Source organism: Candidatus Nanosyncoccus alces (genome assembly GCF_004138395.1).
Classification (GTDB): domain Bacteria; phylum Patescibacteriota; class Saccharimonadia; order Saccharimonadales; family Saccharimonadaceae; genus Nanosyncoccus; species Nanosyncoccus alces.
Genome location: NZ_PRLM01000003.1, coordinates 34,875 through 52,719 on the forward strand (window position 1 = coordinate 34,875; position 17,845 = coordinate 52,719).

General features: G+C 44.0%; 21 protein-coding genes and 2 tRNA genes. 12 read left to right on the forward strand and 11 right to left on the reverse strand.

What is annotated here, in order from left to right:
• Window position 1 precedes the first annotated feature (1 nt).
• Both aspS and G3RUM_RS01695 read right to left on the reverse strand, forming a co-directional pair.
• On the reverse strand, window positions 2-1,801 hold the full coding sequence (gene aspS / locus G3RUM_RS01690) for an aspartate--tRNA ligase (RefSeq protein ID WP_129734762.1): 1,800 nt from the start codon (window positions 1,799-1,801) through the stop codon (window positions 2-4).
• A gap of 20 nt (window positions 1,802-1,821) precedes the next feature.
• On the reverse strand, window positions 1,822-2,397 hold the full coding sequence (locus tag G3RUM_RS01695; RefSeq protein WP_129734764.1) for a CBS domain-containing protein: 576 nt from the start codon (window positions 2,395-2,397) through the stop codon (window positions 1,822-1,824).
• A 31-nt stretch (window positions 2,398-2,428) separates the two neighbouring features.
• Between G3RUM_RS01695 and G3RUM_RS01700 the strand changes: the two genes are divergently transcribed.
• Window positions 2,429-3,187: a DsbA family protein gene (locus G3RUM_RS01700; protein ID WP_129734766.1), complete on the forward strand. Its 759-nt coding sequence runs from the start codon at window positions 2,429-2,431 to the stop codon at window positions 3,185-3,187.
• 54 nt (window positions 3,188-3,241) lie between these two features.
• Here G3RUM_RS01700 and G3RUM_RS03870 read toward each other — a convergent pair whose 3' ends face one another.
• Window positions 3,242-3,400 (reverse strand): hypothetical protein, encoded by a 159-nt coding sequence (locus G3RUM_RS03870; RefSeq protein ID WP_206660894.1) that lies wholly within the window; start codon window positions 3,398-3,400, stop codon window positions 3,242-3,244.
• A 121-nt stretch (window positions 3,401-3,521) separates the two neighbouring features.
• Between G3RUM_RS03870 and G3RUM_RS01705 the strand changes: the two genes are divergently transcribed.
• Window positions 3,522-4,196 carry a hypothetical protein gene (locus tag G3RUM_RS01705; protein ID WP_129734768.1) on the forward strand — a complete coding sequence of 225 codons (675 nt, stop codon included), beginning with the start codon at window positions 3,522-3,524 and terminating at the stop codon, window positions 4,194-4,196.
• Window positions 4,197-4,285: 89 nt separating this feature from the next.
• On the forward strand, window positions 4,286-4,492 hold the full coding sequence (locus G3RUM_RS01710; RefSeq protein WP_129734770.1) for a hypothetical protein: 207 nt from the start codon (window positions 4,286-4,288) through the stop codon (window positions 4,490-4,492).
• Between the two features lie 69 nt (window positions 4,493-4,561).
• Here the strand turns inward: G3RUM_RS01710 and G3RUM_RS01715 are convergent.
• Window positions 4,562-4,638: transfer RNA gene (locus G3RUM_RS01715), tRNA-Ile, on the reverse strand.
• Window positions 4,639-4,676: 38 nt separating this feature from the next.
• On the opposite strand from G3RUM_RS01715, the gene G3RUM_RS01720 reads away from it, so the two are divergent.
• From G3RUM_RS01720 to G3RUM_RS01740, 5 genes are all read left to right on the forward strand, one after another.
• The gene (locus G3RUM_RS01720) at window positions 4,677-5,102 is read left to right on the forward strand and encodes a hypothetical protein (protein WP_129734772.1); all 426 of its coding nucleotides are present in this window, start codon (window positions 4,677-4,679) and stop codon (window positions 5,100-5,102) included.
• A gap of 39 nt (window positions 5,103-5,141) precedes the next feature.
• Complete coding sequence (locus G3RUM_RS01725; protein WP_129734774.1) at window positions 5,142-5,969, forward strand: type II secretion system protein; 828 nt, start codon at window positions 5,142-5,144, stop codon at window positions 5,967-5,969.
• A gap of 23 nt (window positions 5,970-5,992) precedes the next feature.
• Complete coding sequence (locus tag G3RUM_RS01730; RefSeq protein ID WP_129734776.1) at window positions 5,993-6,790, forward strand: type II secretion system protein; 798 nt, start codon at window positions 5,993-5,995, stop codon at window positions 6,788-6,790.
• Entirely contained in the window at window positions 6,791-8,161 is a 1,371-nt protein-coding gene (locus tag G3RUM_RS01735) for a hypothetical protein (RefSeq protein ID WP_129734779.1), read from the forward strand.
• An 82-nt stretch (window positions 8,162-8,243) separates the two neighbouring features.
• Window positions 8,244-8,320: transfer RNA gene (locus G3RUM_RS01740), tRNA-Met, on the forward strand.
• 70 nt (window positions 8,321-8,390) lie between these two features.
• On the opposite strand, the gene G3RUM_RS01745 is transcribed toward G3RUM_RS01740, so the two are convergent.
• The 3 genes from G3RUM_RS01745 to G3RUM_RS01755 are packed head-to-tail and all read right to left on the reverse strand — an operon-like array spanning window position 8,391 to window position 10,724.
• On the reverse strand, window positions 8,391-9,776 hold the full coding sequence (locus tag G3RUM_RS01745) for a dihydrolipoyl dehydrogenase family protein (RefSeq protein WP_129734781.1): 1,386 nt from the start codon (window positions 9,774-9,776) through the stop codon (window positions 8,391-8,393).
• A gap of 1 nt (window position 9,777) precedes the next feature.
• Complete coding sequence (locus G3RUM_RS01750) at window positions 9,778-10,017, reverse strand: hypothetical protein (RefSeq protein ID WP_129734783.1); 240 nt, start codon at window positions 10,015-10,017, stop codon at window positions 9,778-9,780.
• Window positions 10,017-10,724: a hypothetical protein gene (locus G3RUM_RS01755; RefSeq protein ID WP_129734785.1), complete on the reverse strand. Its 708-nt coding sequence runs from the start codon at window positions 10,722-10,724 to the stop codon at window positions 10,017-10,019. The genes G3RUM_RS01750 and G3RUM_RS01755 overlap by 1 nt, the downstream gene beginning before the upstream one ends.
• 60 nt (window positions 10,725-10,784) lie before the next feature.
• Here G3RUM_RS01755 and G3RUM_RS01760 point away from each other — a divergent pair, with 60 nt between their 5' ends.
• Entirely contained in the window at window positions 10,785-12,167 is a 1,383-nt protein-coding gene (locus G3RUM_RS01760; protein ID WP_129734787.1) for a lamin tail domain-containing protein, read from the forward strand.
• On the opposite strand, the gene G3RUM_RS01765 is transcribed toward G3RUM_RS01760, so the two are convergent.
• Window positions 12,115-12,744, reverse strand: coding sequence for an adenylate kinase family protein (locus tag G3RUM_RS01765; protein WP_129734789.1), 630 nt, complete (start codon window positions 12,742-12,744; stop codon window positions 12,115-12,117). The genes G3RUM_RS01760 and G3RUM_RS01765 overlap by 53 nt on opposite strands.
• A gap of 78 nt (window positions 12,745-12,822) precedes the next feature.
• Window positions 12,823-13,056, reverse strand: a complete 234-nt coding sequence (locus G3RUM_RS01770) for a hypothetical protein (protein WP_129734791.1) — start codon at window positions 13,054-13,056, stop codon at window positions 12,823-12,825.
• 189 nt (window positions 13,057-13,245) lie between these two features.
• On the opposite strand from G3RUM_RS01770, the gene G3RUM_RS01775 reads away from it, so the two are divergent.
• The 3 genes from G3RUM_RS01775 to G3RUM_RS01785 are packed head-to-tail and all read left to right on the forward strand — an operon-like array spanning window position 13,246 to window position 15,166.
• Complete coding sequence (locus G3RUM_RS01775) at window positions 13,246-13,971, forward strand: transcriptional regulator (protein ID WP_129734793.1); 726 nt, start codon at window positions 13,246-13,248, stop codon at window positions 13,969-13,971.
• Window positions 13,968-14,459, forward strand: a complete 492-nt coding sequence (locus tag G3RUM_RS01780) for a nucleotide exchange factor GrpE (RefSeq protein WP_129734795.1) — start codon at window positions 13,968-13,970, stop codon at window positions 14,457-14,459. The genes G3RUM_RS01775 and G3RUM_RS01780 overlap by 4 nt, the downstream gene beginning before the upstream one ends.
• Window positions 14,460-14,485: 26 nt before the next feature.
• The gene (locus G3RUM_RS01785; RefSeq protein ID WP_129734797.1) at window positions 14,486-15,166 is read left to right on the forward strand and encodes a 50S ribosomal protein L25; all 681 of its coding nucleotides are present in this window, start codon (window positions 14,486-14,488) and stop codon (window positions 15,164-15,166) included.
• Window positions 15,167-15,202: 36 nt separating this feature from the next.
• Here G3RUM_RS01785 and G3RUM_RS01790 read toward each other — a convergent pair whose 3' ends face one another.
• Both G3RUM_RS01790 and G3RUM_RS01795 read right to left on the reverse strand, forming a co-directional pair.
• Entirely contained in the window at window positions 15,203-17,053 is a 1,851-nt protein-coding gene (locus G3RUM_RS01790; protein WP_129734799.1) for a class I fructose-bisphosphate aldolase, read from the reverse strand.
• Between the two features lie 24 nt (window positions 17,054-17,077).
• Window positions 17,078-17,842 carry an HAD-IIB family hydrolase gene (locus tag G3RUM_RS01795; protein WP_129734801.1) on the reverse strand — a complete coding sequence of 255 codons (765 nt, stop codon included), beginning with the start codon at window positions 17,840-17,842 and terminating at the stop codon, window positions 17,078-17,080.
• Between the last annotated feature and the right edge of the window lie 3 nt (window positions 17,843-17,845).

The following is a 17,845-nucleotide window of genomic DNA, read 5'->3' on the forward strand; positions in this document are numbered from 1 at the left end:
ATTAGCCTTCTTCGGGGATGATGGCGAGATGGGCTTCATCAAGCTGGACTTGGTCTACAGCAGAAGGTGAGTTCATCATTAGGTCTACGCCGGAACCGTTTTTGGGGAAGGCGATGATGTCACGAATATTTTTTTCACTTTCTAGGACCATAAAGATACGATCTAGTCCAGGTGCGCAGCCAGCGTGCGGCGGAGCACCGAATTTGAAGGCGTTTAGCATGCCGCCAAAACGAGCTTCGACATATTCATTATTGTAGCCTAGGATGTTAAAAACTTTATACATGATTTCGGGGTTGTAGTTGCGTACGGCACCAGAAGCGACTTCGTAGCCGTTCATCACCATATCGTATTGATCAGCGACGATGGTAAGTTTTTCTTCGTCTGTCTTGGCGTTTTCTAGTGCAGCTAGGCCACCTTTTGGCATAGAGAATGGGTTGTGCCCGAAATCTAGTTTGTGATTTTTGTCGTCCCATTCGTAAAATGGAAAATCGATAATCCAGCAGAAGGCGACTTCGTTGTCATTAGTGAGGTTGAAATGTTCGGCGAAGGAAATACGTAAAGCACCAAGTACTTTGTTGACTTTTTTGCGGTCGTCTGCGCCAAAGAATACGGCATCGCCATCTTCTGCACCAGTTTTTTCTTTGATAGCTTTTAGCTCTTCTGGTTTTAAGAATTTAGCAATTGGAGATTTGGCTTCATCATCTACGTATAGGATGTAGGCTAGGCCACCAGCGCCTTCTTTTTTGGCTTGGTCGGTAAATTCGTCGATTTCGCGGCGGGTTAGTTTGGCGCCACCTTTTACACAAAGAGCTTTGACGCATTCAGATTTAAAGACTTTAAATTCGGTGTCTTTAAAATCTGCGGTAAGGTCGATCAGTTCCATGCTGTAGCGCAAATCTGGCTTGTCGGTGCCGTAAGTCTCCATCGCTTCGGTAAATGGGATGCGAGGGATATCGCTACCTTTCACCAAGAATTTCTTAGCGGCGGCGGATCTTAAGACGAGTTTTTTGTGGGCGAAATCGGTAACTAAGGAAGTATAGAGGGGTTCGATTTCTTTACGGACAGTTTCGCCGTCTTCTACGAAAGCCATTTCTAAGTCTAGTTGGTAGAAATCACCATATAATCTGTCGGCTCGTGGGTCTTCGTCGCGGAAACAAGGGGCAATTTGGAAATATTTGTCTACACCGCCCACCATTAAAAGTTGCTTGAATTGCTGAGGGGCTTGAGGTAAAGCGTAGAATTTGCCTGGATGTAGACGTGATGGTACGAGGAAATCGCGTGCACCTTCGGGGGAGGAGTTGGCGAGAATTGGTGTGGTGATTTCGGTAAAATCGTGATCATACATGTAGTTGCGAATAAAACGATAATATTCGGAGCGGCGTTTGAGACGATTTTGCATGCTAGGACGGCGGAGGTCTAGGTAGCGATACTTAAGCCGGAGTTCTTCGGAGGATTTTTCGCCGTCATCGTGGGTGTTAACTGGCAAAGGCTCGGATTTGTTTAGCAGTTCTAGATTTTCGACAACAAGCTCAATTTTGCCGGTGGGGATATTGGGGTTAATTAGCCCTGGTTCGCGCTCGCGCATCTTGCCGGTAGCCTTTAAGACGAATTCATCACGGACGGTCTCGGCAAGTTTAAAAGATTCAGTATTTTCTGGCGTAATAACTAGTTGGATGATACCAGTGTGGTCACGTAGATCAATGAAGATAAGACCGCCGTGGTCGCGACGGGAGTTGACCCAGCCTTCCACTGTTACGGTTTTGCCTAGGAAATCGTTTAGCGCATTTACTGAAATTCTCATGGAATATATTATATCATATTTTAGCTAAGAAGATAGTCTAGTAGCATTTGGATGGTGAAAAAGCCGGCGAGGGAATTTTCCTCGTTTAGGACGAGGAAATAGTAGCTATTAGTGCGTTCGATTTCTTCTACGACGAACTGCAAAGAATCATTGATGTGGAGGTAATTGACAGAAGGGTCTAAATATTTGCTAGCACGGTCGGTTTGTTTGATTTCAAGTGCATTGAGTGCCTCGGTATGAATAATGCCAAGAACTTTATCTTTAGCGTCCACAACTGGAAAATTGGTAAAACCGGACTTGTAAAGTTTATCCAGGACAAGAGGCCCGAGGATTTCTTTTTCGCCGACGAAGACCATTTTGTTTTTGGGTACCATTAGGTGACCAACTCTGCGGTCATCAAAGCTCATGATTGCGGCGATGCGATCGCGATCGCGGTTACTCAAAATAGATTTGGGGGTACGACGTAAAACATCAATGAAGTCGGCGAGAGTTTTGGGAGTGTATTTGGGTGCAGGGGAAGTTGGTTTGTGGCTACGGTATCTTTCGAGTTTGGGGTCAATGAATTTGACAAACTTACGCATCAAGTTTTCGAACATGATATAATAATTATATCATTAAAGGAGTTATATGAAAAAGTTTAGAGGTTTTTCTACGTTGGGGGCGATAGTTGGAGTGATAGCAGTGGTATTGCTTGGCGTGGCGACGTATTTTATCGTTGATGGGAATAACAAGGCAACGGATTTTAATGAATATGATTTTTATTCGGTAATAGAGCCAACCAAAGACAATGGCAATATTGGTGACCATGTGAAGGGTAATGCAGATGCACCGGTATTGATATTTGAGTATGCAGACTATCAATGTCCAGGCTGTGCTTCGATTAACCCGCGGGTGAATAAAGTGATAGAAGAACTAGACGGGAAATTGGGAGTAGTGTATCGTAGTTTCTTGTTATCCTATCATCAAAATGGCACCGCGGCGGCATCAGCAGCAGAAGCAGCAGGTTTGCAGGGTTATTGGAAAGAATATGCGGATAAGCTGTTTGAAGAGCAGGCAGAATGGGAATATGCTTCAGCGAGTGAGCGTACTGCATTGTTTGACAAGTATTTTGAAGAAGTAACGAACGGGGAAGGGGATGTCGAAAAATTTAACCAAGATTTAGCAAGTGAGAATGTGTCGAAGAAAATCAGCTTCGATATGGGCATAGGTAAGAGAGTTGATGTGGGTGGTACACCAGCGTTTTATATAGATGGACAGTTGATTAATTGGGGGAGTGCAGGCGAAGTGACGGTGAATGGCAAGAAAATTACGTGGGAGTCTACTAGATCGGGTGACGATTTTGTAAAGCTATTAAAAGACATTGTGGCGGCAAAGTTAGGCGAATAGAATTAGAGTGTGCTCAAAAAACTCCGAGTTTTTGCCCGGAGTTTTTTGGCGAAATTAAATTTCGATAAACTCTTGCCAAGCGGCAGGAGGAATTTTTGACTTTTTGCGTTCCGAAGAACGGCTCAGTCTTTTGATACGCATGTATCGAATTTTCTCCTTAATGTTTATCGCTCTTACGACCATCCTATATGGACAATTCAAGTTTCGTCCCATATAGGGATCCCACCTCGCGAAAGACTTTGGCCAATAGTCTATTGGGAATTTAACGAGCGACAAGACTCATTCTAGCAAAGGTTTTTTAAGTTTGCAAGCATAAAATGTTATAATGAAGAATATGAAAAAGCGTGGGCGTCTTAAGTTTCGGAGAGTAAAAACTTGGAAACTAGTAGTTGTGCTAATACCATTGCTTTTTGTGGACGCAACACTTCTCAGGATTGATCATATTAAGATGACGGAGCTGCGCGATGCGGTGCTTGAAGCTGATAGGGATGAAGATGACGAGAGGATATCGCAGACTCTAGAGGAGTTAAAAGGTTTTGTGTTTTCGAATATCGTAATTAATGTGGTAGATGATAATGGGAATCAGAGAGTGACTTTTGGTACGGGGCCGTTTTATTTAGAGCATCAGTATATTAGGGCGGCGAACGCAGCGCTTGCGGAGGCGGAGAACACGATATCGGCCGATAGTAATCCAAACGGGAATATCTATCAGTTGGCGTCTGAAACATGCAGGGCTCAGGCAATTGCAAACGGGTGGACTTGGGATAACGCAAATTATATCAACTGTATGGTGAGTGAGATCCAAAAGTATCCGGCGGCGGATGAATTGCAGGACACGATTGCGGCGAGCTTACCATCGACGGAGTTGTACCGTAAGAATTATGCTTCGCCGTTGTGGGCACCGACTTTGACTGGTTTTATGATTTTGTTAACGTTGATAATAATTGTTGTAATTTTTATCAGGGGGGTAATTTGGGTGATACTGAGATTGTCTCTATTGTTTGTGTGATTTTACTGGGAAACCCCTAAAAACCTCTTGACAATTGGGGTACTGGGTCATAAGATAGGAATATATTAACTTAAGGAGGAAGCTTAAAAATGGCTTACGAACATACCAATGGCAAGGGAGTAAAGTACTACCTTCATAAATCTGAAGTAACTCTTCGCGGTGGCAAACCTCAAACCATTTATTTCTTTACTAAGAATGCTGAAGGTGGTAAGGGTACGCCTTGCGATCTCCCAGAAGACCGTGTGGTTTGTGAAAATCCTCGCAACGGATTCTTGACTCTTAAGAAGAAAGCTTAATCCAGCGCGCGAGTTAATTAGGTGCGAAAAAGAAGTCCTCTCGGGGACTTCTTTTGGTTGATTCTTGATTGGTGGGGGTACTTGGACTCGAACCAAGGACACTGCGTGTATAAGACGCATGCTCTGACCAACTGAGCTATACCCCCGCTACTCTATTTTATCACAAAATGTTATAATATTAAGCATGAGCGTGAATGACAGTTTGCGGCGGGTGAAGTTCAAAATGAAACACGATTTTTTTACGGTGGAAAATATAGTACTTTTGGTTGCTATCGCGCTATGTTTGGTGTGGACTTATCAGTCTATTGCTGCGATGTCTAGGAATTGGGAATTGTCTGAGACGTTGATGAGAGAGAAAAAAGAGCTGGAATTACTGAGTGTGGAAGTGGAAACGGCGGAACTTGAGAATGAATATTATAAAACTGAAGAATATCAAGAGTTGATGGCGCGAAAGTTTTTGGATAAAAAATTGGATGGAGAAAATATGGTAATAATGCCGGAAAATTCGGAGGAAGCGAAAAACAAACATAAGGTAGAGAAGACGGAAAAAACCGAAAAGACTTATTCGAATTTTGAAAAGTGGATGATGTATTTGTTTCCGACCTATTAATTTTGACGTAGATAAAAATGCTTGTGGTATAATAGTATTATGAAGAAACTCAAGAGTGGGTTTACGCTGGTAGAGGTGTCGTTGTTTTTGGTGATTACAGCGGCGGTGTTTGTGAGCGTTGCTGTGGGCACGCAAAATTCGATTTTTCAGCAAAGGTATAATGATTCGATACAGAACTTTGCGGAGTTTCTGAGGACGGCCTATTCGCAAGTGACGAATGTACAAAATGAGGGTACCGGAAGAAGCGACAAGGCGATTTACGGTAAGTTGATAGTGTTTAGAGAGGATAGCGGTAGGAATAAGATTACTTCTTACAATGTTATTGGTGGTATAGGTGATATTGGTAGTGGAAGGGTTTTGACTCAGCTAGAATCTTTAGGCGCAAACGTTGTCATAGAAAAAGATGGTGGGGGCTACTCGGCGGTTGGTTTTGTGGAAGATTATACTCCGAGGTGGGCTTCGCAAATTCAGACTACGAGTGGCTGGGAAGATGACAAATATGATATCTTTACTGGCGCGGTGTTAATAGTGCGCCACCCAAAGTCCGGAACGGTATATACTTATAAAACTAATAATGACTTTGTAGATGACGATCTCATGGATATTGATGATTATCTGCGTAAGTTGAACGATGGCTCTACTACGGCGGAGAGTCTATTGTCTGGGTCGCTAGAGGATAAGTTCGAGATGGGGGATGTGGATTTTTGCGTGAATCCGAACGGAGCAGATAGAAGCAATTTACGGAAGGATATTCGGATAGTAGCGGGAGCGAGGAATGCTTCAGGAGTAGAGATTGTACCCGATGGCGAAGATCTAGTTGAGGTTGGTGGTGTAAGTTTGAATGTTGGCAATAGGTGTGAGCCGTAAAGTGTTTATGGTATAATGGGGTTATGCGGAAGATAAGAAGTAAGAGAGGGTTTACGTTAGTAGAGTTGTCGCTTTCGATTGCCTTTATTGCGATACTTTCGATTACTATAGCATTGATTATTAATGATGCAATTTCAACTTATCGGAGGGGGTTGACTTTAAATCAGATTAATACCGTTGGGATGGATCTAGTGGATGATATAAGAGCGGCGATTCAGAATTCGCCAGCGAGCATCCCTAGTGTTTGCAAAGATGAAGATATAATGGGATGTATTTCTATAACAAAACGTGCTGATGTCGAGTTGGGCGGAGAGACCATAGAGGACGTGCCGGTACTTGGTGCTTTTTGTACTGGGCGATACTCGTACATTTGGAATACTGGGTATTTCTTTATGGGTGGTGATGCTATCGTAGATGCAGAGCAAGCTAAGCTGAGTGGTTATGATGGTGGCAGTTTTCGTTTGATTAAAATAAGGGATGACGAACGTGCAGTGTGTAATTCTGAGTTGGATAGTGAGAATGTTTTTGATGGGATTGATGTTGCTGGAGAAGATGTGGTTACGGTCTTATTGTCTGATGATGGCGCAAATAGCTTGGCTTTATATGACTTTTCGGTGTTTGAGCCAGCCATTAGCGACGCGAATAACTCGGCGTTTTACTCTATGTCGTTTATTTTGGGCACAGTTCAGGGTGGAGTTAATGTGATGTCTAATGGAAACTTTTGTACTGCGCCAGAGGATTTGGAAAACGCCGGTGTAGAAAACTTTGATTATTGTGCGATTAATAAATTTAATTTTGCCGCTCAGGCAAATGGAGGATAAATGGGTAAGTTTAAAAAAGGTGCGGCATCATTTTATATTGTGGCGATATCAACGTTAATATTGGTGATAGTAGCGGCGAGTTTTGCAGCGGTAATAATTTCGGAAGTAACGCGGACTTCCAATGATGATTTGGCACAGTCGGCGTACGATTCGGCTTTGGCTGGGGTAGAAGACGCAAAGTTGGCTTATTATAATTATCAGAGTTGTAAGGAAGGCGGCGCTTCAAGTAGCGAGTTAAGTTGTACGCAAATAGTGAATTGGGTAGAAGGTAATGAAGACGAGAGTCTCGTTGGGAAAGATTCTTGTGATATGGTTGCTATGATTCTTGGAAGAGAAGAAGGTGAGGTTTTGGTACAAGAGTCTACCGTGGGGAATGATATGCAACAAGCTTATACATGTGTAAAGGTGACAAATAAGACTGATAATGTGGAGGGGACTATTTCTGAAACCAACCCTAGTTTTACAGTAAGGGTAAGGTTTGATGAGAATGACGAAGAGGTAGATGAGGCAAATAGTGTCATGAATAGGATAACAAAAATGATAGTGAGATGGCATTCGGATACTGATGGTGAAATTGATGGTTCTTCCGTGGGGGCCGATTATGACTCTGTAAGTGGCGGGCTATTTGGTGATAAGAAGCTTACGCCGGCAGTCATTTCGGTAGGTATGGCTCAGACGAGTAAAAGTTTTAAATTAGATGATTTTGAGATTACTAAGGGTAATAGAACGAATCGCGGTACGGTTTATTTGGTTCCGTTTATGAAGGGGGAGACTCTGGAGGGGAGCGACAATCGTTATAATTTGACCAGTGATAATTTTGTTAACGCGGCGGATGGTATGTTGAAATCGAACGATAAAAGAGCAAATAATAAGCCTTTTGCTGTTGAGTGTAGCGAAGATAGTGACTATGCATGTTTTGCGACTGTAGAGATACCCCGACCTATACAGAGCGATGGGAGTGAGGATATACGTAATAATGAGACTTTTGTGTTTAGAGTTGCTTTGCCGTATGGGGGGCCTGCGACGCATTTTTCTCTGGAATTTTATTGTGGGGATACGGATAAGTGCTCTGAAAAGGTGATAGAGAGCGAGGGGACTGATGAATCGTTGATTACTGATATCGGTATGACAGTGGAAAAAGAAGAATCCAATCAAGCTATTTTGGATGGGGTGCAAGTTAAGATTGACTCTACTGGGAGAGCGAATGATTTGTATCGTAGGGTAGAAACCACGTTGATGTCGGCAGACACTGCAATGCCGTATCCGTTGTACGCGATTCAAGTGTTAGGTACGGGAAAGAATAGCTCGTTAATTAACAAGATTCCTTATACAACTTGTGAATATGATTTTTCACCTACTTGTTCGAGATAACACCATAAACAGTATAAATTTGACAATTTCATTAAAGCGCGCTATAATTGTGTAGTGTTTGTGTATTGCAAGCACTATGCGTCGCGGGGTAGAGCAGCCTGGTAGCTCGTTTGGCTCATAACCAAAAGGTCGTTGGTTCAAATCCAACCCCCGCAACCACGTAAATTTAGTAATCAACTTTAAGTTCAGCTTGAGTTACCCCCCTAACTCGGGCTGAACTTAGGGTTGATTATTTTTTATTGGTGGTTAACTTTTCTGTGGCCAATTTGATAGCGTAGCTATAGTCATTGGCGATGTGTGGTGTACTGGCAAGATTTGATGCGGTGAGGTTGTGACGCACGGCTAAGGCGATTTCGCCGGACATGGCTTTGGCGTTTGGGGCAACGATGCAGCCACCGATAATGTGGTTGGTGTGGCTGAAGAGTAATTTTACGAAACCGTAGTGAAGGCCGAAAATCTTGCCGGCGGGGGTTTCTCTGAGATAGACGATGGATTTTTTATATTTGCGTTTGTGGTGTTTCAGCTCTGCTTCAGTGGCTCCGACGGAGGCAACAGTTAGAGAAGTATCTACTACATAGGTGAATCCTTTGTAATTTGGGGTATTTTTGGTTTTATTGATGATGTTGGTGGCTAGTAGTTTGCCTTCGTATCCGGCGCGTTCGGTAGAGGAAATAGATGGGTCGTCATTGGTACAGTCTCCGATGGCAAAGATATTTTTGGCAGAAGTTTGGAAATATTTGTCTATTTTGATGCTGCCGGATTTTGTAAAATTGATGTCGGCATTTTCTAAGCCATAATCTGTGGTGGGTCTATTGCCAGTGGCGAGAACGATGCAATCTACGCGAACCATTTTTTCGGTACGGTTGTTTTGAAAAATAACACGTTTTGAGAGGTCGTCTTGTTCTAGGGCGATGACTTTGCAATTTGGCAGTACCATGATGCCAAGATCGTTGGAAAAATGCTCGGCAATGGCTTGGCTAGTTTCGATGTCTTGGAGTGGGAGGAGACGGCCAGATTTTTCCATGATGAGAACTTTGGCGCCGAGTTCGGCGTAGTATTCGGCGATTTCGCATCCGGTAGGTCCGCCACCAACGACGAGAACGGCACGAGGTAAGCGTCGGATTTTGATGGCAGTTTCGGGGGTGAGATAATTAACAGCGTTAGTACCAGCGATGGCGGAAGTGTCTAGGTGTGAGCCGGTGGCGAGGATGAAGTTTTTGGAGGTAAACTTTTGGTCACCAATAGCGATGGTGTTTTGGTCTAAGAAATTGGCGTAGCCGTGCAAACAAGTGACCCCAGCGTTATCGTAGAGTTTTTGGTTGTTCCCTCCACCGGTTTCGATAACAGCTTTTAATTGATGTGCAACGATAGTAGGGAAATTAAAGGAAAAATCTTGATGGGCGAGCTCTGGGGAATGTGAAATTTTGTGATAAGTGTGGGCAAAATCTAAAGTTACGCTGTAGGGGACATCGCGAGTATTAAGGTTGGCGCCACCGAAATAACGGCCTTCGACGAGAGCAATATGTTTTTTGGATTTGGCAAGTGTTAGGGCAGCGGTGGAACCAGCTGGTCCACTACCGATGACGATATAATCAAAATTATACTTCCTACCCATTTTATATTATTTTATCATGGTTTTCGTAAACATAAGCGAAATCAGTATTGTATTTTCTGAGCTCTTTGACGATGGCTAATTTTAGGTCCTGATCAGTGATGATTTTTTTGGATTTGAGAGATTTTTGGGCGGCAGTGAGAGATTTATTGATGAAAATTTCAGCGGCGCCAGTGGGAATGCCGATGGCTTTGGCGTCGATTTTGAGATTTTTGATGAGGGTCTTATTGTTTGTAATTTCCATTATGCAAGAATCCTAAAATAGATAAATAAAACAGCGATGGCAGTATAGATGAGACTTAATATGATGCGGGTGAAATTTTTATCCTTGACGCGGGACCTTTGGATATTGGCAAGGTTATGTCCGAGTTGGAATTTCCAGCGGGTAATAAAAAGTGGGATGGTGGGGATGACGATGTAGAGGATAGTCAGAAGGTTGCTGGGGAAAAATTCAACAGTCATTTCCATAATTTCGATAGAAGTGACTATATATAATGGCAAAGTAAAGGGAAGTTCGCAGATGCCGGATAAAGCACCGAGTGCGAAAGCATCGGAACGGGAACTGGCGGTACGGGCGTGGCTGTCGAGATTTTGTGCACAGCGCCGGGGGATGAAGAGTTTAGTGCCGGGGCCGGGGCGGAAATAACAAAAGATGCTCATGATGGCGAGAGCCAGTAGGGCTCCGGCTATAATCCAGGCAAAGAAACTGGTTTCGGGGCGGAATTTGTAAAGAAAAAGGAAATCGGCAATATAATAAGAACAAAGAAAAAGACAGGCGGCGGAAGTCTCGGCGCCAAGGATGAAAAATAAAGTGATATCGGAAGTTCGAGCTTTGGAATATTTACCGGAAGCGTAATGATAGAAAAGTGAAAAAACGCCGGGCTGTAACTGTAAACAAGCCATGATAAGCATAGCGAGAATGACGATTCCTAAAGAGACAAAAAAGCTCATGGTTAAATTATAGCATGCAGGGGGTTGATTTTCTAGTGTGCCCATGCTAGAGAAGGAGGCATGAAAAAATTTGGAATATTTTTAGGTGTGATTTGCTGGGTGGTTTTGGGATTTTGGAGTCAGGTAGATCATGCGCAAGCTATAGAAACAAGTGAAAAAATTCCGGAAATTTATATTAAAGCCATTAACCCGGGATATACGGTTGATGGTAAAAGTAATGTCGGCGAAATGATAGAAATTGCCCGAAAGAATGCCGACGCACCGATTTCGCTCGCTGGAGCCACTGTAGGCTATACTAATTCAAGCGGGAATTACACCGTGTTGGTGGAGTTTCCCGAGTACAGTTGGATGACTGGCGAGACTCTCCTCCTTCGCTTAGCCAGCTCGCCGGATAGCGAGCTGGCAGCCGTGAACTATATGAAGACGCTGGCTTTTAAAGCGGCGTTAGAGTTAAAAATTGGCGATGAGGTGGTGGATAGTGTGTGCTGGACTGGGAAGGACGGGTGCTATAAAGAATTCAGGTCGGCTAGTCCAACTGTGCTGGTAAGGAATTTGGAAACTGGAGATTTTGAACATTTAGTAGAATATGAAGCGCAGTATGATACGGAAAGTTACTATGTAGAGACGGTAAAGGAAGAAGATGGATACGGCAAAATGGTGAGCCAGTGCAGGGGACTACAATTTTCGGAGATTTTGAGTTATTACGAGAGCGCCAAGACGGAGCAATTTATTGAGTTTTATAATCCTGGAGCGGAGCAAATTCTGTTAGATGGGTGTCAGCTGCGATATAAAAATAAAAATTATGCTTTAAGTGGCGTAGTAGCGGCGGAAGGATATTTTGTATATTATCCGGCGGGAGAATTTAGTTTAACAAAAAATCCTACGAACTCGAACTCGCTAGAATTGATTGATGTGACTGGCGAAACAGTGGACGCTTTAGCCTATCCAAATGGCCAGCGAAAGGGGACATCTTATGCGTTGATTGGCTACGGTGATGAAGGTGAAGAAGTTTGGAAAGTTACTTATGCACCGACTCCGGGTGGGGCAAATAATTATCAAGAGTTCAAAACTTGTGAGGCAGGGAAAGTGATAAATGAAGCAACGGGAAATTGCGTAAAAATAACTAGTGTAGCAGAAAAATTTTGTAAGGAGGGGTATTATCTGAATGTTTTGACTGGAAGATGTAATAAAGTAAAAATAGTAGCAGAAAAGACTTGCAAAGAAGGATATTATCTTAATCCAGAGACTAATAGATGCAGAAAGATAAAAGAAAATGATGGGGCGGATTATAATTTGACACCAGAAAATTACGAGGAGCAATCTTCATTTGTGGCACTTTATGCGGTGTTAGGGGTAGTGGGTGTAGGCCTGGGATATTTGATCTACGAATTTAGGCACGAGATTGTGCGGCTTTGGCGTAAAGTTTTTCGACGAGTTCGTTAAAGACGGCTTCGCGAGTCTGATCACCGTTGACTTCGACGAGCAGGCCGAGAGTCTGATAGTGTTGGAGTACTGGTAAGGTTTTGGTGCGGAACTCTTGGAGGCGGTTATGAAAAATTTCGAGATCTTTATCATCGGCGCGCTCGCCGCGGTCATTAAGAACTTTGGACTCTTTGAAGCGGTTTTCAACGTCTGCTTCAGAGATATTGAGGATGACGGCGGCTTTGATTTCGTGGCCGGCGCCAGCAGCTACAGACATAACTTGGTCTTCTTCGCCGCTCCAGCGTCCGATGGAAGAAAGAATAAGTGGGTAACTAAAAAGATCGCGACGTTCAAAATAAGGCAAAACCCATTCATAAAAAATGTTAGTAGGGATGAGATTGCCTTTATCAGAAAGTTTTTGTTTGGTCTCGGTTTCCATGGCACGAACGATCATGCCGGAAGAAAGGAATTTGGCATCTAATGCTTCGGCAAGCTTGACGCCTTGGGTATCCTTGCCGGACATTGGTAGACCGAAGATGTTGATAGAACCAGTACCAAGCCATTCTTTAATAATTGTGAGTTTTTGTTCAATTTCCATAAGGTTATTTTAGCACAGAATAGCCCCGACGAAAATGTCGGGGCGGGGTAATAGATGTATAGGCGGATGGGGTAAGAATTAGTAAGAGAAGATCCTTTCGACCTCATTCTTGATGTGGCTAGGGAGCGGTGCGCTCCTGTTGTTGGCGTTTTGCCAAGTCCCATCGACGAGGTTGAGAGTGCCGGCGAGCATGATTTGCCCGTGCGCAGTGCGCTTGACGCGGACGGCTACTTTGGCGTTTCTCAAAACGCAAACGTATTTTGTCCCTTTGTACTCGATAGTCTTCTGCTTCTGTTTCTTAGTCTTTGCCATATTTATCCTCCTAAGGTACTCTGGGTGGCTGGCCCAGTTGTGAAGTCCCGCGTATACGACCAAAAACATGGTCGTTCTCACGAGCTGGCTTGATTATATCACAGAATAAGCGTTTTGTAAAGACCAGAATACTGGAATGAAAAAGTTGGCACTCTTGCATTTTGGGTGCTAATTTATTATAATTAAGATATGGAAATTACTGAGCGGCAAAAAAAGATACTTTGTCAGATTATAGAGGAATACGCTGAAACGGCATCTCCGGTAGGGAGTGTGACGTTAGCGAAGCTTTTTGGGGTGTCGCCGGCTACGATTAGAGCGGAAATGGCGCGACTAGAAACGTTGGGGTTAATTGCGCAGCCGCATACTTCGGCGGGTCGGGTGCCAACGGATGCTGGATATAGATTTTATGTAAATAATTTGGATGGATTGGAAGCGAGTACTAAAGCGGAGACGGAACGACGGTCGATAGAGCGGGGAACGCACGCATTAGAGGTGCGGGTAGGCTCACAGTCGCGGGCCGATACGGCGATTCGTGGAGCGGTGGACGCTTTGGTGGAACTGACAGGAAATTTGGGTTTAGCAACAATTGGTAGTCAATTGTATCTGGCTGGTTTGACGCGGCTTTTCACGCAACCGGAATTTGGTGACACTAGACGTGTGCAGGCGGTAGCGAAATTGTTGGATAATCTGGAACCGTGGCTTCGTGAGGCGGCGCCAGGTGAAGCGTTAAATATTTTTATTGGACACGAGAACCCTATTGGGAAGAATTCGGAGGTGTCGTTGATTATTTCGAAGTTTCGATCGCCATTTTCGGACCGGAGCTACATAGGAGTATTGGGGCCGACGCGTCAAAATTATTCAAAAGTAATGTCACTGGTGCGATATGCTGGTAATATGTTAGAGGAGATACTATGAAAAAGCAGCAAAAAGATGAAGAAATAGAGGTCACACTGAAGAGCGAAGATTTGAAGAATTTGAAAGTGGAAGTGGATACTTCGGAAATAGAAAAGCAGGTCAATGAATTAACGAATGACTTGCAACGGACGCGGGCGGATTTTGAGAACTTTCGTAAACAGGTAGAAGTACAAAAGGAGAATGTAAAGAAAACAACTCAATTAGCGACGGTATATAAGATGTTGCCTCTATTAGATGATTTGGATAGGGCGATTGGCAGTTATATGGAACTTAAACCTTTGGAAAAATCGCTAGAAAAGACATTGAAAGATTTGAATTTGGCGAAGATTGTATCTAGTGAGGGGGTGGAGTTTAATCCGGATTTGCATGATGCGGTGATGGTAGAGGGTGATGGCGAGAAAGAGGTGATAGGTGAGACGTTGCGACCGGGGTATTATTATGAGGGCGAAGTACTAAGGCCGGCGATGGTAAAAGTCAAGAAAATATGATATAATAAACAGAGAAAGGAATTTTTATGGCTGAATATAAGTTGACATTAGAAAAACGGGAAGTGACTGGCAAGAAGATAAAGAGTTTGAGGGAAAAAGGGATGATCCCTTCGGTGGTATACGGCGGTAAAGAGCCAGTGCTTTTGGCATCTGAATATGTAGCGACAGAGAAAGTTTTGGAAAAGGCAGGATATCATTCTCCAATTGATCTTGATATGGCCGGAAAGAAACATCTTGCAATTGTGAAAGACGTGCAGATTGATCCAGTGTCACGTAAGATTATGAATGTAGAATTCCAAGCGATTTCAGCGAAAGAGGTAGTGGAAGCTACTACTCCAGTAGTGATTGTGAACTTTGAGGCATCAGAGGCTGCCAAGACTTATCATTTTGCTTTGACTCAAGCGATTGAAGAGTTAGATGTGAAGGCGAAGCCGGCAGATTTGCCAAAAGAGCTAGAGATTGATGCATCTAAGATGAAGGAAGTGGATGATAAGATTGTGATTTCGGATATCGTATTGCCGAAAGGTGTGGAGTTAGCAGATAAAGAATTAGACCCAGAGCAGGTAGTAGCGTCCTTGTATGATCCAGCAGCAGAGGCCGAAAAGCGTGAAGCTGAAGAAAAGGCGGCAGCTGAGGTTGAGGAAACGTCGGAATCAGAGGCGGCTGAGGCTCCAAAAGAAGAGGCAACCGAGTCAGTACAAGAATAGAATTTACATAAGATTTATCGGAAAGCGCAAGGAAATTTATCCTTGCGCTTTTAGCGCTTCAGCATTTGCCTTTAATCTCGCTAGGAATGCCTGGCGGGCAGTATCGGTATTAGCATTGTTCCCAGCCCAGGCATAAAGAGCAGGATCTTGCAGAGCGCGAGCAAAAGAGAAGGTGACTGGCCAGGGGAAGGGACCGTTTTTTTCTATTTCGGCTAGGTTGTCGGTGGCTTGTTCTACGGTTTGGCCGCCAGAGAGGAACACAACGCCAGCGAGATCGGTCGGGACGTGTTCTTTGAGAACTTTGGCAGTAGTTTCGCCGACTACTTTTGGAGTGGAAGGAGTATCGTAATTTTTACCGGCTAGAACCATGTTGACTTTGAGAATACAAGCGCGCAAGTTTACTCCGAAGTCTGTGAGGCTTTGAAAGAGGACATCTAGGATGTGGCCAGTGACTTCGGAATTTTGCTCGAGAGAATAGTAACCGTTATAAACGACTTCTGGCTCGACAATGGGTACAAGGCCGGCGGATTGGCAATTTAGGGCGTATTCAGCTAAGATACGGCAATTTTCTTCTATAGCGTGGGTGGTGGGGGTAATAATGCTGCCGGAAGTAGAAAGGTGGATTTCGAAAGCGGCGCGCCATTTGGCGAAGCGGAGCCCTTGCAAATAATAGGTTTTTAATCTGTCGCTGAGGTTTTCGAGACCTTTGGTATAAGTTTCTAGAGAATTGTCGAATCTTGCTAGACCTTGATCTACTTTGATCCCGGGGATAATTCGGCGAGAGGTGAGAAAATCTACGTAATTTTGGCCGTTGTCGGCGAGCTGACGGGCGGTTTCGTCAAAGAGAATTACACCGTTGACATACTTTTCTAGATCTGGGGTAGTGAAGAAGATATTGCGGTAATCGCGACGATTTTCGTAAGTATCAGGGATATTTAGGCTAGCGAATTTTTTCTTGATTGAACCGCCGGACTCATCGGCTGCAAGGATACCTTTGCCCTTGAGGACTAAGCTGGCAGCGATGAGTTCGAGATCATCTTGAGGGGAAGTGTTTTCGGCGATTTCTTGCATTTCTTTAAGAGGTAAAACGGAGTTGAGGCGAGAATTTTCAATGTTGACGCGGGCGAGAGTGAGGCTGTCTTCTACGGAGTTACCGAGGATAAAACCGCCTAGGACGGTAGCTGCGGCGATGGAATATACTGAAAGATGCGTGAGCATATCTATTCTATCTACAGAGATGTTTTCAGTGATTTTTTGATAAGTAATTTGGGTTTCGGAAATATGGACGAGTTTATTGGTATCGAAGTCGGCCAAAATTGATAGGTCCTGAGATTTTGCGCTCTCTTTGCTGTCCTCTAGGAAAATGAGGTCGGCGCGAGGGATGAGTTCATTTAGATGAGGATTTTCAGAATTTTGGACATAGAGTATTAGTTTGGTAGTTTGAGAAATGTCTAGGTAAGCGTTGATTCTAGCGGTTGCAGCGGCGTCTAATGTGGCGGAACGGTCTACATAGAGATAATCTACTGGTTCGGCTGGGGGGTTAAAAGTGGTGATGCGAGGTGCCGTAGGAACGAAATAACTGACTTTGCCGTCTACAATGAAAATGTAGCGATAAGTTTCGGGGGGAGCGGTGGAGGTGAATTCGTCGCCAGACAATTGCAAGTCTGAATTAGAGATAGTAACAGGTAAACCCATTTTTTGAAGAACTTCTAGGGAAATGGCGGCTCCGCCGAGACTGCTGCTGCGGTTAAAAAAGTGGTGCTCGCTGGCGTCAAAACTAAGATTTAGCCATTTGGTGTTGTTTTTGTCGGTTTCTAGGTGTTCGGTACGGCTATCTAAGTTAAGATAGACGTCTTTTAAGACATTTCCCACCACTATAATATTCATAAGTACATTATAGCATGAAATCGATTAAAGTATGCCGAGAATACCACGCAGACAAAAGGCAGTGTCTTCGTGGTTGCGGACGGTAATGGTGTCGATACCCATTTGGACTACTGGGTAATCGTTGCCGCCGGGTTGGGTCATGTCGCCGAAGTAGAGAATATCTTCTTTTTCGACGTTTAGCTCTTCCAAGAGGTGAGTCATACCGAAGACTTTGTTCATACCGGGAGTGATAGCGTTGATAGAGGTAGTGCCACCAATTTCGTATTCGAATTCTGGAGCGAGTTCTCGGCAGCGAGCGCAGATAGCTTCGCGTTTTTTGCAGTCTGGGTCCCAGGCGTATTTCGCATCAGTGCCAGCTTTTTGACCGAGAGCTGAAAAAGTGACTTGAGAGAGGCGGTTTTCGATGATTTCGTCGCCAGGCTGGAGTTTGTCTTCTTCCCAGTAGCCGAGTTCGCGAGCGGATTTCTCAATAGTTTCGGTGATCTTAGCGACTTGCTCATCTGTAAGAGGATAATTGTAGACTTGTTCCCAGTCGTTTTTGGTGGTGTTAAAACGATAATATTGCGTTCCTTGGGCTACAAATAGGTGTAGGTGGCTTAGGAGTTCGGGAGTAGGGTGGGGAAGCCGGTCGACGATTTGGATTAAAAATTGGTCGAATTTTTGACCTGAAATAGGGCAAATTTCGAAGTGTGCGAGACATTTTACTAGTAAATCGGCGATATCGTCGGTAATGGGAGTTTTGGCGACGTTTAAAGTTTGGTCTATGTCAAATGCTAATACTTTTTTCATAGA